Origin of the sequence: Devosia riboflavina (genome assembly GCF_000743575.1) — a bacterium.
Classification (GTDB): domain Bacteria; phylum Pseudomonadota; class Alphaproteobacteria; order Rhizobiales; family Devosiaceae; genus Devosia; species Devosia riboflavina.
The window spans coordinates 34,090-55,461 of sequence record NZ_JQGC01000027.1 but is presented as its reverse complement, the minus strand read 5'-3'; the positions used below and the strand labels follow the sequence as shown (position 1 = coordinate 55,461).

Annotated in this window: 12 protein-coding genes; 8 read left to right on the top strand and 4 right to left on the bottom strand. The window is 62.7% G+C overall.

Annotated features, from left to right (window positions below; all coding sequences use genetic code 11):
- Positions 1-30 precede the first annotated feature (30 nt).
- The 5 genes from ccmI to JP75_RS20800 are packed head-to-tail and all read left to right on the top strand — an operon-like array spanning position 31 to position 6,984.
- Positions 31-1,143, top strand: a complete 1,113-nt coding sequence (gene ccmI, locus JP75_RS20820) for a c-type cytochrome biogenesis protein CcmI (protein WP_160194748.1) — start codon at positions 31-33, stop codon at positions 1,141-1,143.
- Positions 1,140-1,616, top strand: a complete 477-nt coding sequence (gene ccmE / locus JP75_RS20815; RefSeq protein WP_084587837.1) for a cytochrome c maturation protein CcmE — start codon at positions 1,140-1,142, stop codon at positions 1,614-1,616. The genes ccmI and ccmE overlap by 4 nt, the downstream gene beginning before the upstream one ends.
- Positions 1,613-3,586 (top strand): heme lyase CcmF/NrfE family subunit, encoded by a 1,974-nt coding sequence (locus JP75_RS20810; RefSeq protein ID WP_035086684.1) that lies wholly within the window; start codon positions 1,613-1,615, stop codon positions 3,584-3,586. The genes ccmE and JP75_RS20810 overlap by 4 nt, the downstream gene beginning before the upstream one ends.
- A complete protein-coding gene (locus tag JP75_RS20805; protein WP_035086585.1) occupies positions 3,583-4,062 on the top strand; it encodes a cytochrome c-type biogenesis protein in 480 nt (159 codons plus the stop codon). The genes JP75_RS20810 and JP75_RS20805 overlap by 4 nt, the downstream gene beginning before the upstream one ends.
- 42 nt (positions 4,063-4,104) lie before the next feature.
- The gene (locus JP75_RS20800) at positions 4,105-6,984 is read left to right on the top strand and encodes a bifunctional [glutamine synthetase] adenylyltransferase/[glutamine synthetase]-adenylyl-L-tyrosine phosphorylase (protein WP_160194746.1); all 2,880 of its coding nucleotides are present in this window, start codon (positions 4,105-4,107) and stop codon (positions 6,982-6,984) included.
- Positions 6,985-7,157: 173 nt separating this feature from the next.
- On the opposite strand, the gene JP75_RS25555 is transcribed toward JP75_RS20800, so the two are convergent.
- Positions 7,158-8,813: a sensor histidine kinase gene (locus tag JP75_RS25555; RefSeq protein WP_051961051.1), complete on the bottom strand. Its 1,656-nt coding sequence runs from the start codon at positions 8,811-8,813 to the stop codon at positions 7,158-7,160.
- Positions 8,814-9,082: 269 nt separating this feature from the next.
- Positions 9,083-11,719, bottom strand: a complete 2,637-nt coding sequence (pepN, locus tag JP75_RS20790) for an aminopeptidase N (RefSeq protein WP_035086584.1) — start codon at positions 11,717-11,719, stop codon at positions 9,083-9,085.
- 318 nt (positions 11,720-12,037) lie between these two features.
- On the opposite strand from pepN, the gene JP75_RS20785 reads away from it, so the two are divergent.
- Positions 12,038-13,888 carry an ABC transporter ATP-binding protein gene (locus tag JP75_RS20785; RefSeq protein ID WP_244446373.1) on the top strand — a complete coding sequence of 617 codons (1,851 nt, stop codon included), beginning with the start codon at positions 12,038-12,040 and terminating at the stop codon, positions 13,886-13,888.
- A gap of 339 nt (positions 13,889-14,227) precedes the next feature.
- Complete coding sequence (locus JP75_RS20780; protein WP_035086582.1) at positions 14,228-16,084, top strand: ABC transporter ATP-binding protein; 1,857 nt, start codon at positions 14,228-14,230, stop codon at positions 16,082-16,084.
- 102 nt (positions 16,085-16,186) lie between these two features.
- On the opposite strand, the gene JP75_RS20775 is transcribed toward JP75_RS20780, so the two are convergent.
- A complete protein-coding gene (locus tag JP75_RS20775) occupies positions 16,187-16,558 on the bottom strand; it encodes a DoxX family protein (protein ID WP_035086581.1) in 372 nt (123 codons plus the stop codon).
- 102 nt (positions 16,559-16,660) lie between these two features.
- A complete protein-coding gene (locus JP75_RS20770; protein ID WP_084587836.1) occupies positions 16,661-18,643 on the bottom strand; it encodes a putative bifunctional diguanylate cyclase/phosphodiesterase in 1,983 nt (660 codons plus the stop codon).
- A 237-nt stretch (positions 18,644-18,880) separates the two neighbouring features.
- On the opposite strand from JP75_RS20770, the gene JP75_RS20765 reads away from it, so the two are divergent.
- The gene (locus JP75_RS20765) at positions 18,881-21,355 is read left to right on the top strand and encodes a beta-mannosidase (protein ID WP_051961049.1); all 2,475 of its coding nucleotides are present in this window, start codon (positions 18,881-18,883) and stop codon (positions 21,353-21,355) included.
- The last annotated feature ends 17 nt before the right edge of the window (positions 21,356-21,372 follow it).

Here is a 21,372-nt window from a genome sequence, read left to right as displayed (position 1 = left end):
CGCCGCAATGGGCTTATAGAGGACCCAACCTTGCTCGTTGAGGAAAGCAAGCGTTTGGGGCCCATGATTTTCTGGTCGATCGCCATTGCAGTCACCGCCATTGCCTGCGCCGCGTTGTTGTACGCGGGGCGCGGTCGCATGGTCAACGTGAGCGCGCCCGAAAGCGCTGATGCCAACAGCCATTTCCGCCTCGTGCTGGCCGGGATCGATGCCGATCTCGCTGCCGGCAAGATCGGGGCCGAGGAGGCCGTGGGCGCCAAGGGCGAACTGGCCCGCGAAATGCTGCGCGCCAAGGCAGAGACCGCGCCAGCGGTGGCAGGAGAAATGGGTCAGGGCACGCTGTTCGCTGGCACAGCGCTCGTGGCGGCACTGGCGCTCGGGCTTTATGCCTTTTTAGGCAGCCCGAACCTACCGGCCCAGCCGCTTGCCGGTCGTGCCGATGTCGCGGCGCAGAATATGAGCCTCGATACGGCAATCGAGCGCATCGAAGCCCAGCTTGCGGCTAATCCAGATGACCTGCGCGGCTGGACCGTGCTGGCGCCGGCACTGCTGGAAGTCGGCCGCTTTGCCGATGCGGCAAATGCCTATGGCCGCGTCATCGATCTTTCCGAGCCGACCGCCCAATTGCTCACCGATCGTGCCGAGGCATTGCTGCTGGCGGCCGATGGGACAGGGTCGGAAGAAGCCATGGGCCTGCTGCGCACGGCGGCAGACATGGACGCCGGCCATGTTCAATCGCGGCTCTATCTCGGCGCCGAGCTGACCCGCATGGGCCAATATGAAGAGGCCGGCCGCTTCTGGCAGGCCGCCATCGATCTCGCGCAAGGCGACGAGCCGTGGCTGCAGGCCGCGCGTCAGGGCCTCGCCGTGGCGCAGAATGACGGCGTCGATACGACGGCAGAGGATCAGGCGGAGATGATCCGCGGCATGGTGGGGAGCCTTTCCGCACGCCTCTATGCCGAAGGCGGAACTGTCGAGGAATGGTCGCAACTGGTGCGCTCCTATATCGTCCTCGGCGACCTGCCCAATGCCCAGATTGCCTATGACGGAGCGGTGGCGGCTTATCCCGCCGCCTTCGACCGTGGCGAACTCGACAGCATGGCGCTGGCCGCCGGACTCAAACTCAATGGAGCTGAGCAATGACCATGCCGTCCGCCGTTCGCCGCAAGGGCTGGTCGCGCAAGCAAAAGCGCCTGGCGGTCATTGCCGGGCTGGGCGTTGTGTTGGTGATTGCCGCTGCACTGGTGCTGACGGCGCTACGCGACCAGATCGTGTTTTTCTATTCTCCAACCGATGTGCAGACGCGCGGCGTTGAAGTGGGGCATCCCATTCGCCTCGGTGGCCTCGTCAAGGACGGTAGCTGGGTGCGCGATGGTCAATCGAACACCTTCGTTGTGACTGACGGCGCGACCGAAATCGCCGCGCACTATGTCGGCATTCTGCCCGACCTGTTCCGCGAGGGGCAGGGCGTGGTCGTTGAGGGCGCCATTGGTCCTGATGGCAGTTTTACCGCCACCAATGTGCTCGCCAAGCACGACGAGAACTATCTGCCGCGCGAAGTCGTCGATGCACTGAAGGCCCAGGGCGAATGGCGGCCGGAGACCGCAACGCCGTGAGCATCGAGCTTGGTCATTTTGCCCTGATCCTGGCTTGCGCCATCGCCACGGTTTCGGCGCTGGCTGGGCTCTTGTTGTGGCGCAGCGGCCAGCGCCTCGCGCAGGTATTGGCGCAGGCATCGATCCTGCAATTCGTGCTTGTCGCCGTAGCCTTCCTTGCGGTGGTGCAGGCCTTTGTTACCTCGGACTTTTCGCTCAAGCTGGCGGTCGACAATTCGCATTCGCTGAAGCCGCTGATCTTCAAGATCTCCGGCGTCTGGGGCAATCACGAGGGCTCGCTACTGCTCTGGATTCTCATCCTCGTGCTGTTCGGCGCGCTGGTTGCTGTTTTTGGCCGGCGCTTGCCGGCTGATCTGCTCAATCTCGTTTTGGGCGCGCAGAGCCTGCTTGTCGCCGCCTTTGGTGGCTTTACGCTCTTCACCTCCAATCCCTTCGCGCGCATGTCTCCGCCGCCCTTGGAAGGTTCGGACCTCAACCCGATCCTCCAGGATATCGGCCTCGCCATTCATCCCCCGCTCCTTTATGCCGGCTATGTCGGCTTCTCGATCTGCTTCTCCTTCGCCATGGCGGCACTGATTTCGGGTCGCATCGATCAGGCCTGGGCCCGCTGGGTACGGCCCTGGACCATGCTGAGCTGGATTTTTCTCACCCTCGGCATCGCCATGGGCTCCTACTGGGCCTATTACGAGCTCGGCTGGGGCGGCTGGTGGTTCTGGGATCCGGTCGAAAATGCCAGCTTCATGCCCTGGCTCGCCGGCACGGCGCTGCTGCATTCGGCGCTGGTGATGGAAAAGCGCAATGCGCTGAAAATCTGGACGATTTTTTTGTCCATCATCACCTTCTCGCTGTCGCTGCTCGGCACTTTCCTCGTGCGCTCGGGCATTCTGACCTCGGTCCATACCTTCGCCAGCGATCCCACGCGCGGTCTGGTCATCCTGACCATTCTGGCCGTGCTGATCGGCGGCGCCTTCCTGCTTTTTGCGCTGCGAGCCAGCAGCCTCAGGCAAGGCGGCCTTTTCGCGCCGATCAGCCGTGAAGGCGCGCTCATTCTCAACAACCTGTTCCTCGCAACGGCGGTAGGCGCGGTGCTGGTCGGCACGCTCTATCCGCTGCTGCTCGATGCACTGGCGGGAACGACGATTTCGGTCGGTGCTCCCTTCTTCAATCTCACCTTCGGCGCGCTGATGGCGCCGCTGCTGCTGGTGCTGCCGTTTGGACCGCTGCTGCCCTGGAAACGCGCCGATCTCGTCGCGGCGGGACAACGGCTGGCGGGTGCCGCTGGCCTTGCGGTCTTCCTCACCATTCTGGTTTCGGCGCTCGGCGGCATTTCCATTTCGCTGGCGCCGCTCGGGCTCCTGCTCGGCTTCTGGGTGACCTTTGGCGCCTTTGCCGAATTGATCGAGCGCGGGCGCATCGGTCGCATTCCTGTCGGTGAAAGTTTTCGCCGCCTCGTCGGCCTGCCGCGCACCATCTGGTCAACGGCACTCGGGCATATGGGCCTGGGCCTGACCGTGCTCGGCATTGTCTCGGTCACCGCCTGGGAAACCGAATTGGTGACGACGCTCAATCCCGGGGAAACCGCGGAACTGAGCGGCTACACGCTGGCTTTTGACAGTTTTGAACAGGTGCCCGGCCCGAACTACATGGCCGATACCGGGCATTTCACCGTCACGGCACCCGGCGGCGGCGCCAAGACGCTGGAGGCCGAACGCCGCACCTATGTGGCGAGCGGCATGCCGACCACGGAAGCGGCGATCGAAACCTATGGGCTGTCGCAATTCTACCTGCAACTGGGCGAGCCGCTCGATGACACCCATGTCGTGCGCATCTGGTACAAGCCCTACATCCTGCTGATCTGGCTCGGCGCCCTGGTCATGGCCGGAGCCGGCGTCCTGTCGCTGACCGACCGGCGCTTGCGTGTCGGCGCGCCACAGCGGGCGGCCAAGCCTGCTCTGGAGCCGGCGGAATGAAGCGCCTTCTTTCGCTTTTTGCCCTGCTGCTCTGTCTCGTCACAGCTGTCCTTGCCGTCTCGCCTGATGAGATGCTGGATGACCCGGTTCTGGAGCAGCGCGCCCGCGATATTTCCGCGGGGCTGCGTTGCCTCGTCTGCCAGAACCAGTCCATCGACGATAGCGACGCCGACCTTGCGCGCGATCTCCGCGTTCTGGTGCGTGAGCGGCTGGTGGCGGGCGATAGCAATGCCGAAGTGGAACAATATCTCGTTGATCGCTACGGTGAATATGTGCTGCTCAATCCCCGGCTCAACAATCACACGCTGATCCTCTGGATCGCTGCGCCGGTGCTGCTGGCCCTTGGGCTCTTCGCCCTGTTCTGGGCCATCCGGCGCACGCCCACCAAGACCGGCGAAGTCGGCCTTTCCGAGGACGAAAAGCGCGTTCTGGCGGAACTTTCCGGCGGCGGAGAAGACGAGACGCGAAAGGGCTGAGCGCGACTTGCTGGCGCCATGGCGGCGGGATATGCCTCTTTCATGAGCACCAATCTCGCGCCCTTGCCCGCCATTCCGCATCCTGCCTTCGACGCTCTTCTGGCCGAGCTGCCGGCGACGGCCGTCTCCGCCTTCGAGGTGGCCACGCCGACCCTCGGCACCCTGCTGCAATCGGCGCCCTATTTGCTCGAATTGGCACGCACCCATGCCGATTGGCTGGCCGATGCGCTCGAGCGCGGGCCGGACGCGGTCTTTGCCGAGCTTCTGGTCTCCGTCGCCGACGCGGGCATCACTGCCGACGAAGCGGGCCTCGGCCAGACCCTCCGTATCGCCAAGGGGCGCACGGCACTGCTTGCGGCCGTCGCCGAAACCGGTGGCCTCTGGACGACGGCACGCGCCACCGAAGCGCTCTCCGATCTTGCCGATGCTGCGCTGGAAGCGGCGCTGGATTTCCTCATGGTACAGGCCTTCGACAAGGGCCAGTTGACTCTTTCCCGCGAAGATGCGCGCGCCAAAAATTCGGGCCTCGCGCTGTTCGCCCTGGGAAAACATGGCGGCCGCGAGCTCAATTATTCCTCCGATATCGACATCGTCGCCTTCTTCGATCCGCAAAAGCCGGTGCTGGTCGACCCGAGCGAAGGCACGAAAATCTATTCGCGCATGGTGCAGAAGCTGGTCGGCCTGATGGAGGATCATCAGGCCCATGGCTATGTCTTCCGCACCGATCTGCGTCTCCGTCCCGATCCCGGTTCGACGCCTGTCGCCCTCTCGGTCGACGCGGCACTCGCCTATTATGAAGTGCGCGGTCAGAACTGGGAGCGCGCCGCCTGGATCAAGGCGCGGCCCTGCGCGGGCGACAAGCAGGTGGGCGAGGCCTTTGTGAAAGAGCTGGCGCCCTATGTCTGGCGCAAGCATCTCGATTTCGCGACCATTGCCGATATTCAGGCGATGAAGCGCCAGATCAACGTTTCCAAAAATGTCGGCGACATCCGCGTCGAGGGCCACAATGTCAAACTCGGTCGCGGCGGTATCCGCGAGATCGAGTTTTTCGCCCAGACCCAGCAATTGATCGCCGGCGGTCGCGACAAGGCTTTGCGCGTGCGCCCGACCTCGCAGGCGCTTGCGGCCTTGGCGGCCGCCAACTGGATCAGCCCCACCACGGCGAGCGAACTGACCGAAACCTACTGGTATCTCCGCGCCGTCGAAAACCGCCTGCAAATGCTGCGCGACGAGCAAACCCACATCATGCCCGCGACCCCCGAAGCGGTAGCGGTCATCGGCAGGCTGATGAACCAGCCCGATCTCCAGACCTTCGAAACCGACTACCGCGCCGCCCTCGAACGCGTCGCGCGCTACTATGCCGAGCTTTTCACCGAGGGCGAGTCCCTCGGCACGGTGGAAGGCAATCTGGTTTTCACCGGCAGCGACGATGACCCGAACACGCTCGAAACTCTGACCAATATGGGTTTTGCCGATGCCCACAAGGCCATCGAGACCGTGCGAAAATGGCATTATGGCAGCTATGCCGCCACCCGCAGCGCTGCCGCGCGCGCGCACCTGACCGAGCTGCTGCCCTCACTGCTGACGACGCTTGCCAATGCCGGCAGCGCCGATCTCGGCCTCGCGCGCATGGACGATTTCCTATCGCGTCTCCCCGGCGGCGTGCAGCTTTTTGCGCTGCTGCGTAACCATGCACAATTGCGCTCCTTGCTGGTGCAGTTCATGGCCTCGGCGCCGCGCATGGCCGAGGCGGTGATCCATCGCGCCCATGTGGTGGACGGTCTCATCGATCCGGCCTTTGCCAATGATGTCACCCATCGCGACGTGCTGGTTGCCAAGGTGGATTCCTTCCTCGCCGATGCGCGCACTTATGAAGAGCTGATCGACCGGGCCCGCATCATCGGGCAGGAGCAAAAGTTCCTTGTGGCGGCGGGCCTGCTTTCGGGCACGGTCAGCGCTGCCGTGGCCGGCGAACAGTTCACGGCGCTGGCCGAAACCCTGCTCAACCGCCTCTATGCCAGCGTGCAGGAAGAGTTTTCGCGCCGCCATGGCCGCATTGCCGGCGCGTCCACGGCGCTCCTCGCCTTCGGCAAGATGGCGAGCCGGGAGATGACCTTTACGTCGGACCTCGATTTCATCCTGCTCTATGACGCGCCGTACACCGAATCCGACGGCGAACGCCCGCTGGCCCCGTCGCACTATTTCGCCCGTCTGACCCAACGCCTCGTGGCGGCTCTGGCGGCTCCGACGAGCGAAGGTGTGCTCTACGAAACCGACATGCGCCTGCGTCCTTCGGGCAATGCCGGGCCGCTCGCCACCAGCCTCGCCTCCTTCCGCTCCTATCAGCGCGGCGAGGCCTGGACCTGGGAACACCTGGCCCTCAGCCGCGCCCGCGTGGTCGCGGGGACGGGTGATCTGCCCGAAGTGGTCGAGCGTGAGATTGCCGAGGTCATGGCAATGCCGCGCGACAAGGGCAAGATCATCGACGATGTCGTGAGCATGCGCGCGCTGATGGCCAAGGAGCGCAAGCCGCGTCACGCCTTTGACCTGAAGCTCGCCAATGGCGGTCTCGTCGATCTCGAATTCATTGCCCAGTCGGCGCAATTGGTCGCGGGCGCAAAGATCGCCCTGCCGCAAGCGCCGCCGGCCGAGGTTCTGGCGTGTCTCGGCGAAATCGGCCTCGTTCCCAAGGGCCAGCGCCTCGCCGAAGTCCACACGGTTTACGCGACCGTGCTGCAGGTGATGAGTTCGGCCCTGGTCAGTCCGTTCAAGGACGAAGCCTGGTCGCCGGCATTCCAGGACCTCCTTGCTCAGCTTTGCCACTATCCCGATTTCGGGCGGTTGGCGCTTGATGTGTCGGAGATGCAAGGAGAAGTCGCCGCAGCCGCTGCGGCCTGGTACGAGACGGCGCGAACGCTCTAGCGCCGCCGTTCAGGCTGCGGAATGCCGCGCTTTGCCAATTCTGCCTTGATGCTTTCGGGCATGTCCCGGCAGCCACAAAGCTGGGCATGCTCGATGTGCCACGCCACGCGCTCGTCCAGTTTAGCCTTTGGGCCTAGGCGGTGCGCTTCGTGCCACTCGCGGTTGATCATGATCTAGGCCGCCACGGTCACTTTGCTGTGCCGCACGTCGAGCGGCAGCGAAATGGCGACCGTTGTGCCGATGGATGGCGCGGAATCGATGACCATGCGGCCCCCGCTCAGTTCCGCTATGGCACGCGAAATGGAAATACCGAGGCCGGGGCCGACACCCTCTCGGGTAAAGGTCGCATCGCCGAGCGCAAAGGGCTGGCTGAGGCTCGAAAGCCGCTCCTCGGTCATGCCGATGCCGGTATCGGTGACCTCGATGACGACGCCATCGTCCGCGGCAAAGGTCGCCAGCGTCAGCTTGCCGCCGGCCGGAGTGAAGCGAATGGCATTTTCGACGATATTGCCGACCATGCGCACAAAGGCCAGGCGATCGCCACAGAGCATCGCGCCCGTTTCGGCATTGACCGAGAGTGCAAGACCGGCCCGGGCGATCTGGCCACGGAAGCGGCGGCAAGTCGCATTGATGACCTCGTCGAGCGGCACGGCGTCGGCGCGCAGCACCTTCTGGCCGTTTTCGAGTTCGGCAAGATCGAGAATGGCAGCGAAGGAATTGAGCAGGTGCTCGCCTGAATTCTTGATCGACTGCACATAGTCGGCATAGCGCGGGTCCCCCAGCTCGCCATAGGTCTCGCATTCCATCAGCTCGGCAAAGCCGATGATGTGGTTGAGCGGGGTGCGGATATCGTGGCTGAGATGGGCGAGGAAATTGGTCTTGGCGCGGCTGGCCGCCTCGGCCTTGATCTTTTCCTCGTGGTAGCGGCGCGCTAGCAGGCGCTGTTCTTCGCGGATGGTTGAAAGCAGGACGTCAGTGCGTCGGCGTTCGGTTTCGTCCGACAGGATCGTCATGAAGCCGCCATCGGGCAGGGGGCGTTCGTCGATCAGGAGACAGGAGCCGTCTTGCTGGTGCAGTTCCAGCAGGCGATTGCCGCTCTCTTCGCGCAGCAGTTTCATATAGCCGCCCGCAATGAGGCGCCCCAGGGCCTCGGGATAGCTGATGCTGTCGCTTTCGAGCTTGAGGCGCTCGCGATAATCGCCATTGCAAACGATCATTCGACCATCAGTGGTCCAGCAGGCAATGCCCATGGGGATCGCCGAAGTGAGGGAGCGATAGGTGTGGCGCTCCATCGGGTCGGGCATCTCCTCGTCGCGGCGGCGGCGCAGCGTCAGCGCGGTCACGAGGCCGGCAAGCGCCAGGGCTGCGGCGCCACGGCCAGCGAGGGCGCCAACCGCGCCCGATTGCTCGGCCTGGACGCTGAGCAGGCCATGCGAGCCGGCCGGCACGGCGTGGGAGAAGAAATCGCCGAAATCCGCCTCAGCCTCGACAAAGCGCGCCTGGGTGATCCCCGGAAAATCGCTGGGCGTGCTGGCAAGGGTCGTTTCGGCCAGGGTGATGGGTTCATTGGCGACGCGCGCCGCGACGGCTACGCCGATCAGCGAGAGTTCGCGCTTCACTTCGCCCAGCGTAGTGACGACATCGTAGGCAATGAAAAGGGTCGCTGCGGCAAAGGCGGTGGTGGCAACGGCCAGCGTCATCGGCGTCAGGACACGGTGTCTGAACCCGCGGGGTGCAGCCGTGCCCTGGCGGCGGAGGCGCCGAAATTTATCCCCATTGCCCATGCCGAATCCATCGGCATCGGCGCCGGATACCTCCGACGACCGCATGAAATTCTCCGTAAATTTAAAGGGTTAGCCCCGAAGCGATTTGCTCGTTAACAAGTAATGAATCACCCCGAGGGGGCTTGTCCATAGGGGTGTTTGCGCCTTTGCGGGCGCGGCGCCAAAACGTGAGTCACTTGAATCACTTAGGCGGAAAGAAAAATCCTTCCACAGCCCTGTGAAAAACGCCGCTCAATGCGGCGCGGCTCCGAAAACAGCGATGCCTCCTCCTTTTGAGGTGGGGAGGCATCTCATTTTTGCGTTCTGTCAGGCGTTTAGCCAGCGAGGATTCGGTCGATGATGTCGCCGGTATTGCGGCTGAGCGTGTGCTGATTCCTCAGCGCTTCGAGAGCCGCCCGGCCGGCCTCGCGGCGGCCCGCTTCGAGCAGCGGCAGAATGCGGAAGCCGGTGAGCACGCGCGCGGCAACCTGCGGATTGACCTTGTCGATCTCGGCCGCCGCTTCCGTCACGAACCGGAAGCCCAGTCCATCGGCCCGAGCGAACTGCGCCGGATTGCTCATGACGAAGCTGCCGAGCAGGGCGCGCAAGCGATTGGGATTGGTCCGTGGGAAATCCGGCGCCGCCAGAATAGCCCGCAGCCGCTCGATGACAGCATCGTCCGGCGCCTGCGAAGAAGCAACCAGCCACTTGTCGAACACCAGCGGATCGCCACCGAAGCGAGTGCGGAAATCGCCGAGGAGAGCGGGAGCCGCCTTGGTCCAGTTATGGGCGGAAATGGCAAGCGCCGCATAGCGATCGGTCATGTTGCTGGCCGCATGATACTGCGCCTCGGCGAGAGCTGCACCCCGGTCCGACCCGGCAGTCAGCAGCGAGAGGAGGCCATTGCGCAATGAGCGGCGGCCTGCCTGGGCCGCACCCGGGCTATAGGGTTCGATGACCTGCAATTCGGCATGAAGCGCCTCAACGCGCTCGGCCACGGGGCCAACGATGGCGCGGATCAACGCGTGCCGTGCTTCGGCTACGGCGCTTGGGTCGACATCCCTGCCGATCTGTCGCGCAATGACCGTTTCATCGGGCATGGCAATGACCTGGGCCTTGAACGCATGGTCGAGCGCGGGATCGCCGAGCGTGTCCATGATGGCCTGACGGAGGGCGTCGACATCGGCCGAGGCCGGCTGCGAGCCGGTCGCGGCCGCAGCCATCAATTGGGTCGCTACGGTCTGCAGCGCATCCCAGCGATTGAACGGATCGCTGTCGTGCCGCGCGAGGAACAGCAGGTCCTGCTGGGTCAGGTTGGTCGAGAGCTTTACCGGAGCCGAGAACCCGCGCAGCAGCGAGGGCACCGGACGATTGGCAACGCCCGTAAAGGTCAGCGTGACGCTGTCGCCATCGAGAACGATGAGATCGTCCTTGACCGTGCCACCCGCAACGGCGGTCCAGCCCATCGGGCTGCCATTGGGGCCGATCAGGCCAAACTTTACCGGAATGACGAAGGGCGGCTTGTCCGGCTGGTTCGGCGTCGGCGCGGTTTTTTGCGTCAGGGTCAGCGTGTAGGTCTGGCTTGCCGCGTCATAGCTGTCGCTGGCGGTGACAGCAGGCGTGCCGGCATTGAGATACCAGCGTGAAAACTGGCTCAGGTCGGTGCCGGTCGCATCCTCAAAGACCTTGAGGAAGGCTTCAATGGTCGTCGCCTCGCCGTCATGGCGCTCGAAATAGAGGTCCATGCCCTTGCGGAAGCCAGCTTCGCCCAAGAGCGTTGCTAGCATGCGCACGACTTCCGAACCCTTCTGGTAGACGGTCGTCGTGTAAAAGTTGTTGATCTCGCGATAGCGATCCGGGCGCGGCGGATGGGCCAGCGGGCCGCCATCCTCTGGGAACTGCGTGATGCGCAGGTTTTCCACGTCATGGATGCGCTGCACCGGACGGCTGCGCTCGTCCGAGGAAAATTCCTGGTCGCGATAGACCGTCAGGCCTTCCTTGAGGCACAGCTGGAACCAGTCGCGGCAGGTGATGCGATTGCCGGTCCAGTTATGGAAATATTCGTGCGCAATGACGCGCTCGATATTGGCATAATTGGCATCGCTCGCCGTCTCTGGCAGGGCGAAGACCAGCTTGTCGTTAAAGATGTTGAGGCCCTTGTTCTCCATCGCGCCGAAGTTGAAATCGGAGACGGCGACGATGTTGAACACATCGAGATCATATTCGCGGCCAAAGCGCTTTTCGTCCCAGGCCATGGAGCGTTTCAGGCTATCCATCGCATAGAGGCACTCGGCCTCCTTGCCATGCGTGCAATAGATGGCGAGATCGACCTTGCGCCCGCTGCTGGTGGTAAATGTATCGGTGATCGAGCCGAGATCGCCGGCAACCAGCGCAAAGAGATAAGCGGGCTTGGGGAACGGGTCTTCCCAGAGCGCAAAATGCATGCCGTCGCCGGCTTCACCCTTGTCGATCAGGTTGCCGTTGGAGAGCAGGACCGGCGCGATATCGCGCGGCGCCGTGATGCGCACCTTGAACGGCGCGAGAATGTCCGGCCGATCGAGATAATAGGTGATGCGTCGGAACCCCTCAGGCTCGCATTGCGTGCACCAGGTGCCACTTGAGCGATAGAGGCCCATGAGCTTGGTATTGGTCTCGGGCGTTAGATTGACTTCGGTTTCGAGCACAAAGCGTCGGAAGGGCGGTTCGACGACGGTCAGGCCATCATCATCCGTTGTGTACGCCACCATCATCAATGGCGCCCCGTCGATGGCGATCGATTGCAGCGTCAACCCGTCGCCATCCAGCACCAGCGGCGTGCCCGGTTCTGTTTCCGGCCGCGGCTCTATGGTCATTTGCGTGCGAACGCGCGTTCCCGCCTCGGTGATCTTGAAGTCCATGTCCACGGCGACCACGCTATAGGGCGTCGGCGCATAGTCCTTGAGGAAGATCGTGTGCTCGGTTTCGGTGCGCATGAAATGGTCCAGTGCAACGTTATTTTCTGACGCTCGAATGTGGCCAAGTGGCAACAGCCGACTCTAGCCTTTTGTGTATGCTACGCCGCTCTTGGCTGCATAGCCCAATTCTTTGATGCCGCGGGACCGGCATCGGGGAGGAGGCCTGGGCTAAACGCCACGCGGCTCCTCTGCGTTCAATGGAACGTATCGAGCGCGGTCTTTGAAATTTCCCTGGATGGATCGCCCATCGCCAGCCTCTGCTGACGGCCTGTGTCATAGCCGTCACTTAGCGTTCGGCCATGGTGTCCTTTCCGGACGATATATATGGTGACGCAAGTGCTGAAATGGTTTGAAAAACAGCTGGACGCTTATCCCGCGGGAGAGCCGACCGAGCCACCAAAGGGCCTCTTGGCCTTCTGCCTGCACTATAGCCATGGCGCCAAGAAGTGGCTTGCCCTGATGGCTTTTGCCGCCGCGGCCGTCGCCATCGGCGAAATCCTCGTCTTCAGCTTCATTGGCGACGTGGTGAACTGGCTCGCCGGTGCCAATCCCGAGACCTTCCTGCAGACGGACGGCTGGAAGCTCGCCTTCATGGGCGCGATGATCGTTTTCATCCTCCCCGGCTTCGCGCTGCTCTCGACGCTGACCATGCACCAGACGCTGCTGGGGAACTTCCCGCAGCGTATCCGGTGGATGGCCCACCGCTACCTCATCCGCCAGTCGATGAGCTATTTCCAGGACGAGTTCGCCGGCCGCATCGGCGCCAAGCTGATGCAGACCTCGCTCGCCGTGCGCGAAGTGGTGATGAAGCTCCTCGACATGCTGGTCTATGTCGTCGTCTACTTTACCGGCGCCGTTTTCCTCGCAGCCTCGGCGGATTGGCGACTCGCCATTCCCTTCCTCGTCTGGCTCGTCGCCTATGTCGCGCTGATGGTCTATTTCATCCCGCGCATGGGCAAGATTTCCCAGGCCCAGGCCGATGCGCGCTCGATGATGACCGGCCGCATCGTCGACAGCTACACCAATATCGCGACGGTAAAACTCTTCAGCCATTCCAATCGCGAAGAGTCCTATGCCCGCGAGGCCATGGATGAGTTTCTGAACACCGTCTATCGCCAGATGCGGCTCTTCACCTGGCTCAACATGCTGGTGCTGTGGTCGAACGCCCTGCTGCTCTTTTCGGTGGGCGCCACGGGCATCTGGCTCTGGATGCAGGGCGTCATGAGCCCCGGCGCGCTCGCCGTCTCGCTCGGCCTCGTCATGCGCTTCCAGGGCATGAGCCAGTGGGTCATGTGGGAAATGTCCTCGCTGTTCGAAAACATCGGCACGGTCAAGGATGGCATCAATTCCATCTCGCTGCCGCGCGTCGTTTCCGACAAGCCCGATGCCAAGCCGATCGGCCGCGTCGAAGGCGACATCAAGTTCGACAATGTCTCGTTCCACTATGGCAAGTCATCCGGCGTCATCGAGGGTCTCAACCTCGATATCCGCCCGGGCGAAAAGATCGGCCTTGTCGGCCGCTCCGGCGCGGGCAAGTCGACCATCGTCAACCTGCTGCTGCGTTTCTACGATCGGCAGGGCGGCCGCATTCTGGTCGATGGCAACGATATCTCGACCATCCAGCAGGATAGCCTCCGCGCCAATATCGGCGTCGTCACCCAGGACACCTCGCTGCTGCATCGTTCGGTGCGGGACAACATCGTCTACGGTCGCCCCGACGCGACCGAAGAAGAGATGATCGAAGCCGCCAAGCTGGCAGAAGCTCACGATTTCATCGCCGACCTTTCGGACTACAAGGGCCGCAGGGGCTACGACGCCCATGTGGGCGAACGCGGCGTGAAACTCTCGGGTGGTCAGCGCCAGCGCATCGCCATCGCACGCGTGCTCTTGAAAAACGCACCGATTCTGGTGCTCGATGAGGCAACGTCCGCATTGGACTCCGAGGTAGAAGCCGCCATTCAGAGCCAGTTCGAGCTTTTGATGCGCGGCAAGACCGTGATCGCCATCGCGCACCGCCTCTCGACCATCGCCATGATGGATCGTCTGGTGGTGCTGGATAAGGGTGAGATCGTCGAGCAGGGCACACACGCCGAGCTCGTCGACACGGGCGGCATCTATTCCCAGCTCTGGGCGCGCCAATCGGGCGGGTTCCTCGAGATGGACCAGGTTGAGGACGCGGCGCAGTAAGCGCCGCTCTTTCTTCCCCTCGCCCCTTGCGGGAGAGGGACCGGAAAATCCGCGTTCAGCGGATTTTCCAGGGTGAGGGGTTCTATCCCCGCACCCTGTCGTATGGAGGGATCGCAGACCCCTCATCCGCCCCTTCGGGGCACCTTCTCCCGCAAGGGGAGAAGGAAACCAGAGACACGAAGGAGATCCCAAATGGGAGATATCATTATGACGCGACATGAAGGCAATCAGCCCGGTGCATTTGCCCCCAGCCAACCCAAACCCACCGATAGGCACCGAACCTGATACGAACCGACTGAAAAGGTTCTTTCAGGCGCGGCTCAAGACAATGAGCAGAAAATGTTCAACCGCGTCATCGACTTCTTCGACAATCTCTATTCGCCCGTCGCGCTGGCCAAAAATCGCCAGCCGCCCATGGGGCTCCGGGCCTTCGTCACCTACTTCGTCGCCCAGTTCAAAGCCGCCTTTGCCATCCGCATCGGCCTCGTCGCGATCGGCTCCATCGCCGATGCGCTGATGCCGGTTTTCGTCGGCATGGTGGTGGGCATGCTGGCGACCACAAATCCCGGCGAGATCTTCGATCTTCACGGCCAGACCTTCCTTTGGATGATCTTCGTCGTGGTTCTCGTCCGGCCGCTGACCTTCGTGCTCGACACGCTGGTGCGCAATCACGGCATCGTCCCCAATCTCGTCGACATCGTCCGCTGGCAAAGCCATTGGCACGTCATCCGGCAAAGCTGGACCTTCTTCCAGAACGACTTTGCCGGCCGCATCGCCAACAAGGTCATTCAGGCCGGTGAAGCCATCGAAATCGGCGTCAACCTCACCATCGACGCGGCCTGGTACGCCCTGGTCTTCGTCGTCGTGGCCATCGTCGTCCTGGCCCAGCTCGACCCGGTGCTGCTGGTGCCGATTGGTGTCTGGCTGCTGCTCTATGCGGTGCTCTTCTCGATCACCATGCCGCTTATCGCCCGCTATTCCGAGGAGCTTTCGGAGAGCAAATCGGTGATGACCGGTCGCATCGTCGACAGCTACACCAATATCCAGACACTGAAGACCTTTGCTTCGGGCGAGCACGAGGACAAGTACGTGGCCGATAGCGTGCTCGATCACGCCATCAGCTTCCGCAAGCTCATGCGGGTCTTCACCTATATGTGGTCGATCCTCTTCCTGCTGAACGCGGGCCTCGTAGTCTCGGTCACCTGGCTTGCCCTCTCCGGCTGGAACAATGGCACGCTCACCGCCGCGGCGGTGGCCACGGCCATTCCCTTCGCCTTGCAGATCATGAACATGAGCGGCTGGATCCTCGAAATCGGCTCCAACATCTTCCGCCAGATCGGCACGACGCGGGACTCGATGGACACCATCGCCCAGCCCTTGACCATGCTGGACGCTCCGGAAGCCAAGCCTCTCGCCGTCACCAAGGGCGAGCTGACCTATGACAATGTCAGCTTCAACTACTGGCGCGGCAAAGAAGGCTCGGTCATCGACGAGTTCAGCCTTGCGGTGAAGCCCGGCGAGAAGATCGGCCTCGTCGGCCGCTCTGGCTCGGGCAAGTCGACCCTGGTCAACCTTGCCCTGCGCATGTTCGACGTGCAGGACGGTTCCATCCGGATCGACGGGCACGACGTTCGCTCGGTGACCCAGGAAAGCCTCCGCGCCGCCATTGGCCTTGTCAGCCAGGATACGTCCCTGCTGCATCGCTCCGTCCGCGAAAACCTCAAATATGGCCGCCAGTCGGCGACCGACGAGGAAATGATGCGGGCGGCCGAACAGGCCAATGTCCACGATGTCATCATGGGTCTTTCCGATCCGCAGGGCCGCAAGGCCTATGATGCCCATGTGGGCGAACGCGGCGTAAAGCTCTCCGGCGGTCAGCGCCAGCGCGTCGCCATCGCCCGCGTCCTCCTCAAGAACGCGCCGATCCTGGTGCTCGACGAAGCCACTTCCGCTCTCGACTCCGAAGTGGAAGCGGCCATCCAGGAGCAACTCACCATGCTCATGCAGGGCAAGACGGTGATCGCCATCGCCCACCGCCTTTCGACCATCGCGGCCATGGACCGGCTCGTGGTGCTAGAGAAGGGCCGGATTGTGGAAGAGGGCACCCACGCCCAACTCCTCGCCTCCGGCGGCCACTACGCCATGCTCTGGGAACGCCAGTCCGGCGGTTTCCTCGACCTGGAAGCGGCGCAATAAGGAAAAGGCCCGGTTAATCGACCGGGCCTTCTTCGTCTTGGATACCCCACCGTCGTCATTGCCGGGAATCCATCTCGCCGCCGACGGGGGACCACTTTTGAGCTAGCGCACGATCGGAAACCTTCCTCGCAGCTTCGGCTCACGCAGCCACAGCGCCACCCAGGCGAAAGTGCCGAGATAGATGCTGAACAGCGTATGGCTGAAAAGCGGATTGTCGACCCGCAGGTTCGCCGCCAGCGCCGCCCCGAGCAATGCCGTCATCAGCACCGCGCCCAGCAGCGCCGTGCGCGGAATGATATAGAGCACGGCGACCACAACCTCGATGATCCCGATCAGCAGAAGATATTTTGCCGGCCAGCCCACCACTTCGAGGGGTTCCAGCGCCAGCGGTGAATTGATGAGTTTCGGCGCCGCCGAAGCGCCCAGAAGAAAGAGCGTCACCAGCGCGCTCAATACCCAACCTGTCCTGATCATTTTGCCCTGCCTTGTTCCCTGGACCCGATAATGTCCGTTCGCTTTGACGACGAAGCAATGGGCCGGATTTCGACAGGCGCGGGCGAAGAATCGTTGCCGGTGTCAGCTTACCGCGCCAAAGCGCTGGCTGTGTTCCGGGCGCCAACCCGCATCGCTTTGCTCGGCATGAGCCAGCGCCTGGTCCGGCAGCATCGGCCGCCCGAAGAGATAGCCCTGCATGACCGTGCCACCGAGCCCGGCAAGCGCTTCAAGCTGCGCCTCGGTCTCGATGCCCTCGAAAACGCAGGACATGCCCAGGTTCCGGCAGAGATCGACCATGGTCTTGACGATGGCGCGGCTCGTCGGATCGCTCGTCACTTCGGCCACAAAGCTGCGATCGATCTTGATGCGATGCAGCGGCAATCGCTGCACATGGGTGAGGCTCGAATGCCCGGTGCCGAAATCGTCGAGCGCAATCCGCGCGCCAAGCCCGAGCAGGCGCGATAGCGCCTCCTTGGCGTGGTCGAGATCGCGCATGATGGCGGTTTCGGTGATTTCGAAATCGACCCGGCTCGGACGCGGCGCCGCCTCGACCTGGGCGATGACGGCGTCGATGGCGGCAGGCGAGCCGATGTCATTGGCCGATAGATTGACCGAAAGGCGCATGCGCCGCGGCAGTTTCTCGCTGATCGCCAGGGCCTTGCGCAACACGACCTGGGTGATCCGCCCGATCAGGCCCATGCGTTCGGCCATGGGAATGAACTCGGCAGGCGATATTTCCCCGAGGACCGGACTGCGCCAGCGCGCCAGGACTTCAAAACCCGTCGTCTCGCCGATGGCGATGTCGAATTGCGGCTGCAGCAGGATATAGATCTCTTCGTCGAGATCGGCCGTATGCAGCAGATGCTCCATGCGCCGGATCTGCCTGAGGTCATGCGCATCGATGGCGGAAAAGACCATGGTGCCGCCGCGCGCGTCCCGCTTGGCAAGCAGGCCTGCATAGTCGGCATGGTCGAACAGCGTTTCCAGCGTGTCCTCGGGTCCCGATGCGGCAAAGCCGATGGAAGCGGTGACATGCGTTGTGCCCAGCGGCAGCTTGATCGGCCGCGCAATGGCCTCGCAAAGCCGCTGGCCGAGCTTTTCGAGGCTCGGTCCCGAGGAATTCTCCGTCAGGATCAGCGCAAAATTGTCGCTGTCGAGGCGGGCGAGAAAGGACGAAAACGGGCGATGGACATCGATCCGCTGTGCCACCTCGATCAAGACCCGGTCGCCGGCAATCTGCCCGAACACCTCGTTGACCGCCTTGAAGCGATCGAGGTTGAGCCGCGCTACGGCGATGGTCTTGCCGTCCGCCTTTGCTTCCTCCAGCGCCCGCGCCAGTTCCTTCTGGAACGAGCGACGATTGGGCACGCCCGTCAGGCTGTCGAGCCAGGCGAGGCGGTGGTTTTCGTCGAGCAGTTGCTGTGTCTGCTCTTGCCGGCGCGCCATTTCCTGGCGCGAGGCGACGAGCCCGGTAAAGTCGCGATAATTGTCGAGAAGAATGGTGGTGAGCACCACCGTCACCACGACCATGTTAAGCGCAATGGCAATGAAGACCGGCTGTCCGGTCAGAACAAAGAAGCCCGTGAAAGGAATGAGGACGCAGGCGCTGATCGCCACGGCCGCCTTGCGCACATTGAGCAGGCAGAACATGCAGCCGATGGTGGTGATCGCCATGAAGAAGGCAATGTGCGCCTGCTGCGGCGGGCTGCCATAGGGGTAAAGGCTCAATGCCCAGCCGGCAAAGCCGATGGCGATGAGCGGACCGAGGATCACCATGGCCCTGATGTCGCGGTTGGCTCGCTCCGGCGTGATTGTCGCGCTGTCGCTGCCCACCCAGCGCAGCACCCGCGTCGCGCAAAGCGCGATCATCACGCAGGGAACCAGGATCGTCAGGAATTTTGGTGCGCTCGAAAAGTGCGTCGCCGCCAGGATGACCATATTGGCCAGCAACATGGCGTACATCAGCGGCACCTGGCGCCTAAGTGCGTGCCATTGGGCCAGCGACAGTTCTGCCGACCCCGGAGATTCAAAAATGACACGGCCCAGGCGCCGGAATACTGACATGGCACTGCCCTTTGTATGACAAGCCTAAGCCTAGATTTCCTAATAGATCAGTAAATCTACGTCAGCAGAGCCCTCAAGCAGCAAATTTGGCATTCGCAACGATGCAACAGGCCGCAAAAAACCCTTTTTGGCCCATTGGAAGGCGACGCGCTTCCCGCTACAAACGCCTCCGAAATCGATTTCGGTAGTTGATTTGCGACTGCCAGAGGTGCCGGCCGCGGCTGGCAGGAGGACGACTTGACTATTCCAAGCTTCAACACCGCGCTTGATCTCAGCGGCGCCTATGGCCTCACCGCCCCGTCGCGCGATATCACGACCGCGATCACCCTGCCGGGCGACGTCCATGGCGCGCTCCTCGCCGCCGATCTCATCCCCGATCCCTATTTCGGCGAGAACGAAAAGGTCGTCATGTGGGTCGGCGAGACGGAATGGCATGTCGAGCGCCGCTTCGACGCTTCCGGCGCCGATATCAACGGCTACCTGACGCTGACTCTCTCGGAAGTCGACTGCATCGCGACCATCCTCCTCAATGGCGAAGTCGTCGCCCGCACCGACAACAGCTTCGTCCGCCACGACATCGACGTCACCGGCAAGGTGCATCAGGGCGAGAACAGCCTGCGCATCGAGTTCGGCGTGGCGCCCGACGTCGCCAAGGCCCGCTCCGACGCGCACCCCTTCCCGATCCCCTTCACCTACAATTACCAGACCAATGGCCTGAAGGGCATCCACATGAACTTCATCCGCAAGGCGGCCTGCCATGCGGGTTGGGATTGGGGCATCTGCACCATGCCCGTCGGCGTCTATGGCACGATGAGCCTTCGCAAATCGCGCCTCGCCCGCCAGGATAGCGTCGAAGTCGAGCAGACCCATGGCGCCAACACGGTCGAACTCTCGATCAAGACGCGCGTCTTCGCCTTCGCCCATGGCGAGGCTGAACTTGAACACAGGATCGACGGCCAGATCATCACCGACAAGGTTGTGGTCCAGAAGGGCGAAAACGTCTTCACGCACAACGTGACGATCCAGAACCCCAAGATCTGGTGGCCAGCCGGGCAGGGCGCCCAGCCGCTCTACGAGCTGACCACCAACCTTGAAGGCGAAGTCACGACCCGCAAGATCGGTCTCCGCAAGCTGGAGTGGATCATCGAGAAGGACGAGATCGACCACACCTTCAAGTGTCGCATCAATGGCCGCGACATCACCATGATGGGCGCCAACTGGATTCCGGCCGACGCCATTCCCTCGCGCATCACTCCGGCGGTCATTCGCGACCTCCTGGAGAGCGCCAAAGCCGCCAACATGAACATGCTCCGCATCTGGGGCGGTGGTCAGTATGAGCCGGACTACTTCTACGAGCTTTGCGACGAGCTCGGCATCCTGCTCTGGCACGATTTCATGTTCTCCTGCATGAGCTACCCGTCCGACCGCGACTTCTTAGCCTCGGTCGAAACCGAAATCACCCAGCAGGTCCGCCGCCTCAGCCATCATGCTTCCATCGCCCTCTGGTGCGGCGACAACGAGGTGATCGGTTCGCTCAATTGGTATCCCGAAACCCGCGCTGAAAAAGAGCGCTACATCGCCAATTACGACCGGCTCAATTCCATGCTGCACCGGATCGTCGAGGACGAAGACCCGTCCCGCCGCTTCTGGCCGTCTTCGCCCTCGCTGGGCTACATGGATTTCTCCGACGGCTGGCACTCCGACACCCGCGGCGACCTCCACTATTGGGACGTCTGGCACTCGGCCAAGAGCTTTGACGCCTACCGCACCGTCAATCCGCGCTTCGCCTCCGAATTCGGTTTCCAGTCCTTCACCTCCATGAACGTCATCGAGACCTTCGCCGAGGAACAGGACCGCAATCCGTCCTCGCCGGTCATGGAAAACCACCAGCGCAACAATGGCGGCAATGCCCGCATCATCGAGACGATGACGCGCTATTTCCGCTTCCCGCGCGATTTCGATCAGATGGTCTTCCTGTCCCAGATCCAGCAAGGCCTCGCCATCAAGACCGCCATCGAATACTGGCGCTCCACCAAGCCGCGCTGCATGGGCACGCTCTACTGGCAGATCAACGACATCTGGCCGGTGGCGAGCTGGTCGAGCCTGGATTACGGCGGGCAGTGGAAGCTGATGCACCACATGGCCAGACGCTTCTTCCGCCTCGTCAACGTCGTGGCCGTGCCGAACGCCGACGGCTCCGAAATCGCCCTCCGCGCCATCAACGATACCGGCCGCCCGATCTCGATCGCGCTCGAAGTCACTGCCGCAAAAGTCACCGGCGAAAGCCGTGCTTTCTTCTCCGGCAACAGCGCCATCAGTGCCGACGCCGCCATTAGCGTCACGACTATCGCCGCCGCCGACCTCACTGACGACGAATTCCTGTTCTTCGTCTGGAAGGATGCATCCGGCGCGATCCTCGGCGAAAACGACTATTTCCCCAAACCCTACAAGGCCTACGAGCTGGTGCAGCCCACCATCTCCTCCTCCTGGTCGGATCGGGATGGCCAAGCCGTCTTGACGCTCTCAAGCGACAAGCCCGCCTTCTTCGCCACGGCCTCGGTCAATGTGCCCGGCTATTTCTCCGACAATGCGGTCACCCTTCTGCCCGGCCGCCCCGTGGAACTGACCTTCATTCCGCGCCACGGCGCAGCGGTCACCGCTTCCGATCTCTCCGCCTCGCTCTCCGTGCGCAATCTGGCGGAGACCTTCTGAATGGCACTACTTCCATA